Source organism: Streptomyces sp. NPDC026575 (genome assembly GCF_055567415.1).
This window is the reverse complement of record NZ_JBVHQM010000034.1, coordinates 24,876-38,487: the sequence shown is the minus strand read 5'-3', so window position 1 is coordinate 38,487 and position 13,612 is coordinate 24,876. Positions and strand designations below refer to the sequence as shown.

Annotated in this window: 11 protein-coding genes; 7 read left to right on the top strand and 4 right to left on the bottom strand. The window is 71.5% G+C overall.

Annotation, left to right across the window (positions count from 1 at the left end; genetic code table 11):
* The first annotated feature begins 53 nt into the window (after window positions 1-53).
* Entirely contained in the window at window positions 54-953 is a 900-nt protein-coding gene (locus ACZ4NB_RS33555; protein ID WP_467666809.1) for a helix-turn-helix transcriptional regulator, read from the top strand.
* Window positions 954-1,566: 613 nt separating this feature from the next.
* The gene (locus tag ACZ4NB_RS33550; RefSeq protein ID WP_467666808.1) at window positions 1,567-2,769 is read left to right on the top strand and encodes a polysaccharide deacetylase family protein; all 1,203 of its coding nucleotides are present in this window, start codon (window positions 1,567-1,569) and stop codon (window positions 2,767-2,769) included.
* Window positions 2,770-2,866: 97 nt separating this feature from the next.
* Here the strand turns inward: ACZ4NB_RS33550 and ACZ4NB_RS33545 are convergent, their stop codons facing one another.
* The 3 genes from ACZ4NB_RS33545 to ACZ4NB_RS33535 form a co-directional block, all read right to left on the bottom strand.
* Window positions 2,867-3,511: a hypothetical protein gene (locus tag ACZ4NB_RS33545; RefSeq protein ID WP_467666807.1), complete on the bottom strand. Its 645-nt coding sequence runs from the start codon at window positions 3,509-3,511 to the stop codon at window positions 2,867-2,869.
* Window positions 3,512-3,639: 128 nt separating this feature from the next.
* Window positions 3,640-4,641 (bottom strand): hypothetical protein, encoded by a 1,002-nt coding sequence (locus ACZ4NB_RS33540; RefSeq protein ID WP_467666806.1) that lies wholly within the window; start codon window positions 4,639-4,641, stop codon window positions 3,640-3,642.
* Between the two features lie 154 nt (window positions 4,642-4,795).
* Complete coding sequence (locus ACZ4NB_RS33535) at window positions 4,796-5,149, bottom strand: carboxymuconolactone decarboxylase family protein (RefSeq protein ID WP_467666805.1); 354 nt, start codon at window positions 5,147-5,149, stop codon at window positions 4,796-4,798.
* A 296-nt stretch (window positions 5,150-5,445) separates the two neighbouring features.
* Between ACZ4NB_RS33535 and ACZ4NB_RS33530 the strand changes: the two genes are divergently transcribed.
* The 5 genes from ACZ4NB_RS33530 to ACZ4NB_RS33510 all read left to right on the top strand — a co-directional run bounded on the left by ACZ4NB_RS33530 (window position 5,446) and on the right by ACZ4NB_RS33510 (window position 10,133).
* The gene (locus ACZ4NB_RS33530; protein WP_467666804.1) at window positions 5,446-6,684 is read left to right on the top strand and encodes a hypothetical protein; all 1,239 of its coding nucleotides are present in this window, start codon (window positions 5,446-5,448) and stop codon (window positions 6,682-6,684) included.
* Window positions 6,685-6,796: 112 nt separating this feature from the next.
* Window positions 6,797-7,531, top strand: coding sequence for a TetR-like C-terminal domain-containing protein (locus tag ACZ4NB_RS33525; protein ID WP_467666803.1), 735 nt, complete (start codon window positions 6,797-6,799; stop codon window positions 7,529-7,531).
* A gap of 40 nt (window positions 7,532-7,571) precedes the next feature.
* Window positions 7,572-8,726 carry an MAB_1171c family putative transporter gene (locus ACZ4NB_RS33520; protein ID WP_467666802.1) on the top strand — a complete coding sequence of 385 codons (1,155 nt, stop codon included), beginning with the start codon at window positions 7,572-7,574 and terminating at the stop codon, window positions 8,724-8,726.
* Window positions 8,727-9,109: 383 nt separating this feature from the next.
* Window positions 9,110-9,550: a helix-turn-helix domain-containing protein gene (locus ACZ4NB_RS33515; protein ID WP_393485456.1), complete on the top strand. Its 441-nt coding sequence runs from the start codon at window positions 9,110-9,112 to the stop codon at window positions 9,548-9,550.
* Window positions 9,551-9,563: 13 nt separating this feature from the next.
* Window positions 9,564-10,133 carry a toxin gene (locus tag ACZ4NB_RS33510; protein ID WP_467666801.1) on the top strand — a complete coding sequence of 190 codons (570 nt, stop codon included), beginning with the start codon at window positions 9,564-9,566 and terminating at the stop codon, window positions 10,131-10,133.
* A gap of 10 nt (window positions 10,134-10,143) precedes the next feature.
* Here the strand turns inward: ACZ4NB_RS33510 and ACZ4NB_RS33505 are convergent, their stop codons facing one another.
* Complete coding sequence (locus ACZ4NB_RS33505; RefSeq protein ID WP_467666861.1) at window positions 10,144-13,602, bottom strand: aminotransferase class I/II-fold pyridoxal phosphate-dependent enzyme; 3,459 nt, start codon at window positions 13,600-13,602, stop codon at window positions 10,144-10,146.
* Between the last annotated feature and the right edge of the window lie 10 nt (window positions 13,603-13,612).

Genomic DNA, 13,612 nt, shown 5'->3' with positions numbered 1-13,612 from the left:
TGGGTCCGGCAGTACCAGGAACGGGCCCGGTCCCGGGACCTAGGATCGCCGGCATGGACATACCTCCCGGCCGGGAACTCGGCGACTTCCTGCGCTCGCGGCGCGCCCGCATCCAGCCCGAAGAGGTCGGACTGCCCGGTCACGGCAGGCGGCGGGTGCCGGGCCTGCGCCGTGAGGAGGTCGCCCAACTCGCCGGCGTCAGCGTCGACTACTACATCCGCCTCGAACAGGGCCGCGGCCCCTCGGTCTCGGACGCGGTCCTCGACGCCGTCGGGCGCGTCCTGCGCCTGGACGACACCGAGCAGGAGTACCTGCGTACGGTGGCCCGGCCCGCCACCCGCCGTACCCCCGCCGCCCGTCGCGCGTCCGCCGCCGCTCCGGCGCCCCAGAGGGTCCGCCCCGGCCTGCGGATACTCCTGGACACCATCGACCGGGCCCCGGCGTTCGTACTCGGCCGGCGCATGGACGTACTCGCGTGGAACGCCCTGGGCGACGCCGTCGTCGGCTTCTCGCAGATGGCGCCCGAGGAACGCAACATGCCACGCCAGGTGTTCCTCGACCCGCGGTCGCGGGAGCTGTACCCGGACTGGCCGGCGGTGGCCGCGGAGACGGTGGCCCATCTGCGCCTGGACGCGGGGAGCCATCCGCAGGACCGCCAACTGGCCACGCTGGTGGGAGAGTTGTCGCTGGGCAGCGAGGACTTCCGCCGACTGTGGGCGGACCACCAGGTCAAGGAGAAGACCTACGGAGCCAAGCGCATGAGGCACCCCGTGGTGGGCGAACTCACCCTGCCGTACGAGACGTTGACCGTGGCCGGCGAGCCGGATCAGATGCTGGTGGTCTACCCGCCGAAGCCCGGTACGCAGACGGAGGAGCGGCTGAGGCTCCTGGCCAGCTGGGCGGCGACACCCTCGGGCGCCACCGATCGGGCCGATCTGTCGGACAGCCCGTAGGGGGAGTCCCTCAGTACGGCTGGTAGGGCAGGTACGGCTGGTTCGGCTGGTTCGGCAACTGCGGCAGGTACGGCTACCGGGTCCCGCTACCGACTACGGCAACGTTTGTTAGTGAGGCGTTATCGGTGCGCTAGCGATCTCCGCCAGAGTCATGTGCGTCCAAGGGCGTTGATGGAGGGCCGCGGGGGTCTTCGGCTTCTCGCCCGCCCATTGACCGGGGGAGCACGATATGCGGAAGACGCCGAAGACGACGGCTCCAGGCACCGACCGTCGCGCCGGTAGTGCGTATGCGTTACCGAGGTTGCCGATTCCACGCGAGGGCGAAGGCGGCGCGACGCAATCGGCTGGCTTCTCCCTTTCGGCGTTGACCACGGCGTAGTCCCGCCGACGAGAAGAGCGGGCTCAGCCGCGTTACGGAGGCGCGCGGGGCCGCCAAGGCCCTCGTCGACCATTTCAGGCTTCGGAGCGTAATCCTCCGTCGACCCTCCGTTGAGAATTCTCCTTTTCGGGGCCGTAGCGGAACCTCGACATCCGCCACCCCATCTTTCTGGGCGTCCCAATTCTCTGGGCGACCCACATACCAGAACTGCGAACGATTGCGATGGGGACCGTGATGCGCGAATTCAGCCGTCGGGGCATAGTCGGACTCGGAATAGGGGCGGCGGCCGCGCTCTCCGTGGCCGGCTGCTCGCCCTCCGGGTCGTCGACCTCCGACAAGGTCGGCACCGAGCCCGGAAAGTCGCCGAAGGGCAAGCCGATCGGCGACGGCTCGACCGCGTACACCGGAAAGCAGCCCAACCAGCCGGCCGCCCCGGAGAAGCTGGAGCCAGGCCAGAAGCCGCCGCAGTTCGTCGTCTTCTCCTGGGACGGGGCGGGCGAGGTGGGCAACGGCCTCTTCCCGCGGTTCCGCAAGCTCGCCAAGGAGCACAACGCGGGGATGACCTTCTTCCTCTCCGGGCTGTATCTGCTGCCCGAGTCGAAGAAGCGCATGTACCGTCCGCCGAACAACCCCGTCGGCGCCTCCGACATCGGCTACCTCACCGATGACCACATCAGGGAGACGCTGAAGAACGTGCGCGCGGCGTGGCTGGAGGGCCACGAGATAGGCACGCACTTCAACGGCCACTTCTGCGGCGAATCCCGGGGCTCGGTGAAGCACTGGACCCCCGCCCAGTGGAACGACGAGATCGAGCAGGCCAAGTCCTTCGTCACCAAGTGGCGGACCAACACCGGCTTCACCGACCTCGAACCGCTGCCCTTCGACTACGACAAGGAGCTGGTCGGCGGCCGTACGCCGTGCCTGCTCGGCCAGGACAACCTGCTGCCCACGGCGCGCAGGCTCGGCTGGCGCTATGACGCCAGCTCGTCCGGCGGCCTCCAGGTCTGGCCCGAGAAGAAGCAGGGTCTGTGGAACTTCCCGCTCCAGCAGATGCCATTCCCCGGCCACTCCTTCGAGGTCCTCTCGATGGACTACAACATCCTGGCCAACCAGTCGAAGAGCTCCACCAAGGCCCCGCCGGCCAACTACCCGGGCTGGCGCAAGCAGGCCGCGGATGCCTACATCGCCGGTTTCCAGCGGGCCTACGAGACCAACCGGGCGCCGTTCTTCATCGGCAACCACTTCGAGCAGTGGAACGGCGGCATCTACATGGACGCCGTCGAAGAGGCGCTCAAGCACATCGCCGACGACAAGCGCAAGGACGTCCGGCTGGTCTCCTTCCGCCAGCTCTGCGACTGGATGGACGCCCAGGACCCGAAGGTCCTCGCCGACCTGCGCCGACTCGGGGTGGGCCAGCAGTTCACCGGGCGCGGCTGACGGCCCCGGGCGGGGAGGCTCCTCCCCGCGCCGCTCCCCGCTCCATGCGAAAGCCCCAGGCCGGCAGCGACCTGGGGCGGGTGACGCGCCGCCTGCCTCAGCTGGGGCTCGCGTTGCCGCAGCGCGACACCTTCTCCTCTTCGGTCATCGGGCGGGACTGGATCCTGGTGACCTTGTAGGTGATGTCCGACTCGACGTCGTGGAAGTCGTGCGGCCCCCAGGTGTTGTGGGCGTTCACGGGGGCGAAGGGGTTCGACTGGTCGACGCCGTCGAGGTGCCAGTTCCCCTTCGCCTTCCGGGTGACGGTGATCTCGTCGAACCAGCCGATCTCGCCGGGCTTGAGCGTGCCCGTGGTCACGGTGCTCTCCGTGTTCGACTTGAACCAGTTGTGCTCGAACTTCGGCAGCAGCGAAACGGGGTTCGCGCCGAGCGACAGGCCGACGATCGTCGTTTCGCCGGTGGTCTCCGACTCGCCGTAGTTGAAGTCGGCGTTCTCGGTGGTGCAGTTGTCACGGGCGGTGCCCAGCATCGTCGGCGTGCCCTCGTTCGGCGGCCCGACCCATTCGGTCGGCGTGAAGGTGCACGAGTCGCCGCAGTCGGAGAGGAACTTCGCGACCGCCTCCGGAGTGCTCCAGTCGGGGCCCTGGGGAGCGGGCGGCAGCGGTTTGTGGGAGATCCAGCCGCCTCCGCCGCCGTCCGCCTGCGCTCTGAAGCGCGGACCGCGCCCGGCGCTGTGGTTCACGGCACGAGGCTCGGCCAGGCCGCTCATGTCCGGCTCACAAGCCGCTCATGCGGCGATATCGGCTCGTCGCACCAGGCACTGTTGCGGAGTGGGGGGTGGTGCGGAGCGGGTGGTGGTGCGGAGCGCGTTCAGAGCAAGGGGCGTTGCCGGTCGCCGGTGGTGAGCGAGCGCCGGCGGAGGAACCACAGGCCCCCCAGGAGCAGGGAGAGCACCACCAGGGCGATCAGTACGGTCCCCCAGAAGCCGCCGGTCAGCCGGACTCCCGCGAGGACGACCCCGGCGGCGGCCAGGAAGGGCAGCAGGGTCAGGGCCAGGAAGCGCAGGATGACGGCGACGCCGGCGGCCCTGGGCAGGCGGGTGAACGGCCTCCGGTGCCTGAGCCGGTCTCCGGTGGCACCGGGCGAGTAGTACTGCACGGCCTTGTCGCCCAGCCGCAGGGTGCTCTGCCGGTAGAGCACGGCGAGCGCGGGCACCCAGATCAGGGGGAGCACCATGCCGACGAGGAACAGGGCACCGATCATGATCGTCGACAGCACTCGGCGCACTCTGCCGGGCTTCTCGCCGCCCGTGAGGCCGAGCACGGCGGCCATCCTGACGAGGAGCGACCAGCGGGTGCGCCGGGGAAGGCGGCCGTGTCCCCCCTGGGGATGGCGGCTCACCTCGGTCAGCGCCCGGCGGGCCGCCTCTGTCGAGGGGTAGACGTCCTGCAGGACCAGGATGTCGGCGACCCGTCGTTCGCTGCAGGGGTCATGACCTGCGACGGCGGCCAGTTCGAGCACCATCGTCGCCTGCGACAGCAGGGCCGCCACGAAGCTCACGGGCATCAGGACGATGAACGGCCCGCCCAGGGCGGCACCCTCGACGATCGTCATCCGCGTGCCGTGGGCGATGGCGTCGTGGCCGAGTTCGTCGGCTCCGGCCTGCGGGTCCCGCTCTCGGCGGCGGGCCACCGCGGCAGCGGCCCGCGGGCCGAACCGCCGCACGGCGAAGAAGGCCAGCTGCTCGGGCATGTGCTGCGGGTCCGCCCAGATCATCGGCAGCAGCGCCTGGGCCTCGACCGTCACCGACCCGTCCGCGCCGTCGGAGCGCGACCCGGAGCTGTTGGCACGCTTGCGTTCGCCGCCGTTCATCCGGTGCCGGCTCTCCTGCCCCGCCGCGTGGGCCCTCGGGCCGCCACGGGGCCCTTGGCGCGCGGCATCGGCCTCTCGCCCCCTTTCCCCCCTGGTTCACGGCTACGGAAGGCGGGACGCTGCCCGCTTCGTCAGCCCTCGGCCGGCCGCCTCGTCACGCCGTCTCCAGCTCCGCGACGATCTCCGCGAAGCCGAGCGCGCGCAGAACGCTGCCTGCCGCGTCGACCACCCGCGCACTGCCGACGATCGGCGCGATCGCCACACAGACGGCCTTGGCGTCCTCGGCGGTCAGGCCGGCCTCTTTCGCCACGCTGAGATTGGCCAGGTACGAGGCGGGCGCGGCGTCCATCGCGATGAGCGCCGCCAACCGCACGAGGTGGTAGGTGCGCTCGTCGAGGCCGGAATTGGGCAGCGTTTCGATGGTCATCCGGGCCAGCTGCTCGAAGACCGGGTGCTCACCTTGCGCCAGGGCGCCCAGGTCTCGTTCGGGACCTTGTGCTGCTGTCATGATCAGCGACCTTCTCACTCCATGTGTCTGCACCACCACGCGGACCGCGAGGGTGGGAAAGGCCGAGCAGGAAGGACCTCGGCGCAGCAAGCGCCCTATGTCCATGGCATTCCTTCGCGGGCCCGGCGTCAAATGCTGCCGGGCCGCCCGGCGGCGGAACTGCTCGCGGCCGCCGAGCCCCCGCACCGCCCGCCCGCACCGGGCGGCCGACCAGCAGCGCGGAACGGGCCCACGTCGCCCGGTATGTTCGAAACGGCCACGCCGCGGGGGCGGGACCGCCGAGGACGAGGGGACGCATGGACACGGCTAGCATCCTGGCCCGCCTGGAAGAGGCGCGGGCCGCCGATTCCACGGCGCGCAACCGGATCTGCGACGAGGTGGCCGCCGAGCTCCTGGCGGCCGGGTCCCCGCCGGAGTTCGAGGTGGACTCCGCCGACTTCGACACGGACCCGTACTTCGTGGCCGCCGACCGTTACTGGCGGCAGCGGCTCCAGGACCGGCCGACGGCCGCCACGGCGCTCGAATGCGGGCGGTGGATGACGGGCCATGTGACGGAGGGGAGCTGGATCGCGGTCGCCGAGCAGTGGGGGCTGGGGAACGGGTTCATCAACCGGCACAGTGTCGAGTCGGTGGGTCAACTCGCCGAGGTGGCACGGGAGATCGGCGCACTCGGCGAGGCCGCGGGGCAACGCGTCGCCTACCTCGTCGCCCTCTTCCACGGCGGCAAACTGCGCTCGAACTTCTGCTTCGACGAACTGCACGACTTCCTCGCGTCCTCGCCGCTGGCTCTGGCCGCCGGCACCCACCGCGAGGAGCCGTTGTTCCTCGCCCTCCGGTCGTTCGCCGCCTTCGGCAGCCGGGCGCTGACCGTCGAGTACGCCACCGATCTGCTGACCCGGGCCTGGGCCTCGCCCCGCCGCACCCGGCACACCGTGGACCTCTGCCTCAACGGGCTGGCGCTCGCGGTCCCCTTCGAGGGCCAGGGCGAGCTGCTGCGCAGGCACGCCGAGGAGGCCGTCGAGGAGTATCCGCGCAACCACATGTTCCACGCCCGGCTCGCCGCCGGTCTGCACATGTGCGGACGGCACGACGACGCGCTGGCGCGCATCGACACCGCGCTCGCGCTGCTCGGGACCAACCCCACCTTCAGCCACAGCATCCTGCAGGACCAGTACCTCGCCAAGCGGGACGCGATCCAGGAGGGGCGGCTGCGGGCCCTGCGGGACGCCGAGCAGCAGCGGCGCTGGGACCAGCAGATCGCCGCCAACGCCCAGTTGGAGCGCTCCTTGCACACGTCCTCGGTGCGGGCCGTCGAGGTCGTCGCCGTCTTCACCGCCGCGATCGCCTTCGCCGTCGGTTCCCTCCAGGTCACCCTGACCGGCAAACTCCCGCTGTCCGACCGCCTCTACCTGCTGGCCGCGCAAGGCGTGGGCCTCGCGGCCTTCGCCCTGCTGATAGTCGGCGGGACCTGGTGGATCACCCGGCGGCGTCAGCCCGAGGACCGCGGGGACGGGCGGCGTCGCACGGGTCGGTGACGGGCCGGGCCCCGTAGCGGCGTGAGCGGCGGATGGCCGGATCGCAGCGTAGGGCCGAGGTGCTCGGGTGATCGCCCTTATGGCCGTTGTAGCCGACAGGTACGGTTTGGCCATGGATGTTTCCGGAACGCTCGCGGCCGAGAACGACACCAGGCCGCCGGCGGTCATCAAGGCCACCGCGCGCCAACTTCTGGTGAAACTGGGCGCCGGCGGGCTGACCCTGGAGGCCGTCGCCGGTGCCGGAGGGCTTGCCGTCGCCGAGGTGACGGCCGTCTTCCCGCATCGGGACGATCTGCTGACCGCGCTGGTCATCGACGCCTACGACGCGTCCGGCGCGGCGATGGAGCAGGCCGATCAGGCCGCCACGGACGCCGGTGGAGCGGCGGGCGCACGGCTGCTGGCGGTGACGCGCGCACTGCGGCGGTGGTCCTTCGCCAACCCCGCCGAGTTCACGCTGATCTACGGCTCGCCGGTGCCGGACTACCACGCCCCGCAGACCACGGTCCCGCCCGCGTCGCGCACCCCCGGGGTGCTGGCCGGCATCGTGCGTGCGGCGTTGGAGGCCGGTGAGCTCACCCCGCCCCGGCGGACGGTGGCGCCTCCCGGTCCGCCGCTGCTGCTGCCCGAGGCCGTGGAGCTCTTCGGCGGCGCGCCGGAGGCTCCGTTCTCGGACATCATCGAGCGCGGCATCGTGCTGTGGAGCAATCTGATCGGGCTCCTGGTGTTCCAGGTCTTCAGCCGTACCCACGACAGCGTCCGGGACGAGTCCGCGTTCTTCGACTACGCCATCGCCGTGGCGGCCGAAGGCATCGGGCTCGCGGTCCCTCTGGGCGAGAACACCGACTAGACCGTCCGCCGCATGCGCGGCGCCGCCGGGGAATCAGGCCGTGAACACCACTAGAACCCTCTGCTTCGTCATCGCGGCGCTCTCGTCGTATGCCGCGCTCGTCTACCGGCTGAGCCAACTGCGCCGCAGTTGGCGGGAGAACGCCTACCGCACACTGGTGATCACTCTGCTGCTGCAGTGCCTCACCTTCACGATGGGCGCCGTCGCCATGGGGGGCCAGAGCTTCCTGGGCGTCGGCAACCTCGCCATCCTGGTGATGCACCTGTCGGCGGTCGCCTTCTGCGTCAGCGCCCAGATCATCCTGCTGCGCTGGGCGACCGACGCCGAGGAGGCGGTGCGCAAGACCCGCTACTGGCTGATCACCGGCATCGCGCTCAACGCGCTGCTGCTGGCGCTCTTCCTGATCGCCGACGGCCCCGGCCGGCCCGCCACGGACTTCAACACCGGCAGCGGTCAGCCGCTGGTCCTCACCTACCTCCTGGTCTTCATCGTCTCCCAGGCGGTTCCGTGCGTGACCATCTTCCGCCAGTGCGGCCCGTATGCCCGGATGGCCGGCAAGGCCGAGCTGCGGCAGGCCCTGCGGATGCTCTCCGTCGCCGCGGTGATCCTCTTCCTCTACTGCCTGGCCCGGACGGTGAACATCCTCACCTCCGCGGCCGGGATCGACATCGGCGTCTGGCAGCTGGCCTCCAACGTCTTCAGCGCGGTGGGCATCCTCACCCTCTCGCTCGCCCTGACGATCTCCTCCTGGGGGACCTCGGCCGCGAAACTGCTGGCGTGGTCGCGCAGTTACCGGTCCTACCGCGTCCTCTATCCGCTGTGGCGGGACCTGTACGAGTCCTCGCCGGACATCGTCCTGGAGCCGCCGGGCGCCGCGGTCTCCGACCTCGACTACCGCCTCCACCGGCGGGTGATCGAGATCCGGGACGGCTGGCGGGATCTGCGCCCCTACATAGACCGCACCGCCACGGCCGTGGACGGAGCGGGCCCCGAGGCGAGCGAGGAGTCCCGGCAGGCGTTCGCCGAGGCGGCCCAGATCCGGCAGGCCCTGCACGCCAAGCGGGCCGGCACCATCCCCGACGACAACAAGGACGACGGCGACTTCGACGACCGCGACACGGACAACCTGACCGCGGAGGTCGCCTGGCTGACCCAGGTCGCCTCCGCCTACCGGAAGCTCGGTAGCGCCGGTTGAGAGCTCCCGCCCGGTCTGCCCCCGTCAGGCCGGGCGGGTTTCTCCCATTTCCCCCGTGGGTTCCCCCGTTCCCCCGTGGTTCCCCCCGCGGATCCCCCGTGGATCCCCGGGGGGTTCCCGTATCCCCCGTGTTCCCCCGTTTTTCCTGCCGTGCCGGGAGGGTGTGTCCCACCCGACCCCTGGCCCGGCCTCTCCCCCGAGAGCCGGGCCAGACCGACAAGACCGGCAACCAACTCGGCTACCCCCGTAAGCAAAGTTAGCTATCAGCTATCGGCAAGGTCCACGTTGGCGGAGTCCAGCCCGATTGTCAACTGACCGCTAATCTGCGAAACTGGCGATTAGCCGAGGGCAATGCCAGGGAGGTGACGGGAGGGAGATTCGCGATGTCTGAGACTGATGACCGGCCCGTGCTGGCAGTGCGTCTGGACAACCTCTTCAAGACGGTTCGTCCCAAGGGGAAGCACTGGACCAACGCCGAAGTGGCGGAGGAACTGAAGCAGGCCAACCCCGAACTCCGCGTCGGGGGCGTCTATCTGTCGCAGCTGCGGACGGGCAAGCGCTCCAACCCCTCACCGGACCTGCTGGCCGCCCTGGCCCGCTTCTTCGGCGTGTCCGTCGCCTACTTCTTCGACGACGAGGTCGCCGAGTCGGTGCTCAGCGAGGTCGCCGCCATCGAGGCGCTCAGACAGGCCGGAGTCCGCTCCGTGGCGATGCGGGCGGCCGGGATGAAGAAGGAGAACCTCCAGGCCATCACGGCCATCATGGATCAGTACCGGCAGATGCAGGGACTGCCGCCGGTCGCCGACACCTCCGACACGGAGTAAGGGGCACGGGGGAGTGAAGGGCGCCAGGAAGGGACGGTCGGCCGATCAGGACCGCCGCAGCCGGCTCAAGAAGCTCCGCACGGCCGGCGCCCGGAAGATCGCCGAACTCGACCTGCCGAAGGTCGCCGACGTCGCCGAACTCTGCCGCCATCTGGGCGAGGTGCGCGGCCGCCCGATCACCCTGGTCCCGATGCAGATGCCCGCCTCGCACCCGTGCGGCATGTGGGTCGCCGCCCGCGACGAGGACCTGATCTTCTACGACGCCAACACGACCAGCGCGCATCAGGAGCACATCATCTTGCACGAGCTGGGTCACATCATCTGCTGCCATCGCGGGGCGGGTTGGCTGGACGAGGCAAGTGCCCGCCTCCTCTTCCCCAACCTCGATCCCGACCTCGTCCGCGACATGCTCCTGCGCGCGACGTACGACGACGTACAGGAACAGGAAGCGGAGATCATCGCCTATCTGCTCTCGCAGCAGGTGGGCAGCGCCGAGCAGCGGCGCGACGCGTCTCCGGCCGAGGACGGCGCGGAGGCCGGCCGGACCGCCATGCTCCATCGGATCGAACGCACCCTGATCTGACGTGGGTTGCTTACGCCCCGGTGGACGCCACCTCCTCGGCCAGGATCGACACCGCACGCCGGATGTCGTCCTCGCGGTGCTCGCTGGTGACGAAGAACCGCAGCCTGGCGAGCCCCTCGTCCACGGCGGGGTGGAAGATCGGATCGGCGATGACACCCCGGTCGAACAGCCGGTCCGCGACCCGCAGGGTCCGCGCCGAGTCGCCGAGGACGCACGGCACGATCGGCGTGCCGGCGCTGGAGCCCGTCGCCAGACCGGCCGAGGCGGCCAGGCCCAGGAACAGCTCCGCGTTGCGCCGCAGGGCGCGCACCCGATGCGGTTCCGCGACGATCAGCTCGGTGGCGGCCAGCGCCGCGGCCGCGTTGGCCGGGGTCAGACCGACGCTGTAGACGAAGCCCGGCAGCGTGTGCCGCAGCCACCGCACCATTCGGGCCGAGCCGCCGAGGTACCCGCCGCAGCTGGCGAAGGACTTGGACAGGGTGCCCATCCACAGGTCCACGTCGGACCGGTCCACACCGAAGAACTCGCCGACGCCCCGGCCGCCTTCGCCCACGGTCCCGATGCTGTGCGCCTCGTCGACCATCAGCAGGGCGCCGTAGCGCCGCTTCAGCTCGATCACCGCGGGCAGGTCGACCAGGTCGCCGTCCATGCTGTAGGCACCCTCGACGGCGATCAGCACCCTGCGGAACCGCGAGCGGTTGAGCCGCAGCATCTGCTCCAGCCGGCCGATGTCGTTGTGGGCGAAGGGGCGCCGCGCCGCCCCGGACAGGGCGCAGCCCTGGAGGATGCTGTCGTGGGCGAGCGCGTCGTGCACCACGAGGTCCCCCGGGCCGACGAGGTGCCCGATCGCGGTGACATTGGTGGCATGGCCGCTGACCAGCGTCAGGCAGTCCCCGACGCCGAGGAAGTCGGCGAGCGCCCCTTCCAGCCGTACGGTCAGGTCCCGTTCGCCGGAGAGCGGCCGGGACGCGGAGACCGAGGTCCCATAGCGCTCCACCGCCCGGTGCACGGCCTCGTTGACCACCGGATGGCCGGAGAGCCCCAGGTAGTTGTAGCTGCCGAAGGACAGATACGTCCGCTCGCCGATCACGGTCGTATCGCGGATGTTGCCCTGGTGGACCCGGAAGTACGGGAACTGGGCACCGCTGTCGACGATCGCGCCGACGCGCTCCTCGAACTGCCGCACCTCCGGGAAGGCGTCGACGGACGCGGTCGCGGCGTCGAAGTCCGGCCGTGTCTGCCCGGGCAGCAGCTCCCCCGGGGCCGGCGGCCGCTGCGTCAGGTGCGGACCCACCAGCGCGGTCAGCCGCTCGATGGTGAGGTCGGGCGAGAAGATCTCCTCGGTGCGGAAGTCCGGTATCCGCTTGCCGATGTTGACCTCCAGTTCCTGGAGCATCAGGGAGTCGAAGCCGAGGTCGGCCACCAGCCCCATCCGCTCGTTCAGGTCGGACAGCGGGAAGACGCCGGTCCGCGACACCTCTTCGAGTACGAGGGACGCGGCGGCCGCGCCACCGGCCCGGATCGCCTCGGCTGTCTCCTCGGGCGGCTCCACCGGGCCCGGCCCTGGCGGGCCCTCCCCCGCGGCCTTGTGCGCGCGGGCGGGGACGGGGGCGCCCTCGGCAGCGGCGGGGGGCACCCCACCGCCCTCGCGGGCCGCCTCGTCCACCGCCCAGTGGTGGCGCGGGGCGAGCGGACTCGGCGGCAGGGTGCACGGGGGTATCCGCTCGCCCACGGGGCGGAGCCCCGAGCCGGTGACCGCACGCGCCGCGAGCTGTGCCAACGCGTCCCGGTGCGCCGCGGCGGACAGCGAGCCGGGCGCGGGAACGGCGACCTCCGGCGGCTCGCCGCAGGGCACCGTGCCGGCCGCCTGCCCCGGCCCGAGGTCTCCGGTACGGCCCGCCGCGACGGCCTCGGCCGCGGCGCTCAGCTTCCCGGCGGCGTCGGCGGCGTCCTCCGCCACCAGCGCCAGGCGTTCGGCGAAGGGGGCCCGGCGGGCCAGGGTGTCCGCCACCCCGGCCAGCGGCGGCCGGTCCTCCGCGAGGGTGTGCGCCAGCTCCCGGGCGTAGCGGGCCAGCCCGGCCCGGTCGCGGGCGCTGAGCACGAGCAGCCGCGGCCCCGCGTCCGGTGCCGGGCGGGCCGGTGCCGTGGTGCACTCCTCGACCACCAGATGGACACCGGTGCCGCCGAAGCCGAAGGCGCTCACTCCCGCCCGGCGCGGCCGGTCGTCCTCGGGCCATCGGGTCGGCGTCGTCGGGACGGTCAGCCGTGCGGCGTCGAGCCCGGCCCGGTCGGCCAGGTCGAACTCCGGCTGCGGCGGGATCACTCCCCGCTGCACGGCCAGGACGGTCTTGATGAGTCCGGCCGTCCCCGCGGCGTTGAGCGAGTGGCCGACCACCGCCTTGACCGCGCCGAGGTAGGCCGGTGCGCCCCGGGCACCGCGCAGTTCGCGCAGCACCTCGACCTCGACGGGATCGCCGACCGTGGTCCCGGTGCCGTGCGCCTCCAGATACCCGGCCGCGTCCGGAGCCAGGCCGGCGTCGCGGTAGGCCCGCCGCAGCGCGCGGAGCTGACCGGCCGCCTGGGGGTGCATACCGCCCTGCACGGTCCCGTCGTTGGCCGTGCCCACGCCCCGGATCACGGCGTAGACCCGGTCGCCGGCGGCCAGCGCATCGGCCAGCGGCCGCAGCACCAGCACTCCGGCGCCCTCGCCCAGGACGAAGCCGTCGGCCGCCGCACCGAAGGGCAGGCATCGGCCGCTGCGCGAGACGGCGCCGATCCGGCACAGGCCCACCAACAGGTCGGGGGTGAGGATCAGTTGGGCGCCGCCCGCCAGCGCGATCCGGCTCCGGCCCGCGCGCAGTGCGTACACGGCGTTGGCCACGGCCATCAGTCCACCGGAGCACGCCGAGTCCAGCGCATAGCTCTCGCCGTGCAGATCGAAGACCGAACTGATGGTGTTCGGACCCATGTTGAGCAGGAGCCCCGCCACGGAGGTGCCGTGCAGCCCGTCGACCGCGCGGGCCGTCTCCGGCCACCCGGGGTCGGTCGCCCGCGCCCCGAACTCACCGCCGGCCAGCTGGCGCATCCGGATCTGCAGGGTGCTGATCTCGCGGTAGCCGCTCTCGGTGAGCGAGGTGATCACCGAGGTCTCCTCGCGGTCGAAGCCGTCGGCCTCCCACCCCGCGTCCTGGATCGCCTCACGGGCGAGGTCGATCAGCAGCCGGTGCTGCGGGTCCATCGACCTGGCCCGGCGCGGCGGGATGCCGTAGTGGGCCGCGTCGAAGTGGCCGACGTCCGGCAGCAGCGCCATGGTGTCCGTATACGCCGCGGACGCCTCGCGGAAGTTGTCGCTGAGGAAGGTGGCGGAGTGCCACCGCGAGTCCGGGACGGGGGAGAACTGCGGCTGCGGGGCGGTGAGCAGCCGCCAGTACTGGTTGACGTCGCGCGCGCCCGGGAAGCGGCAGGCCATCCCCACGATC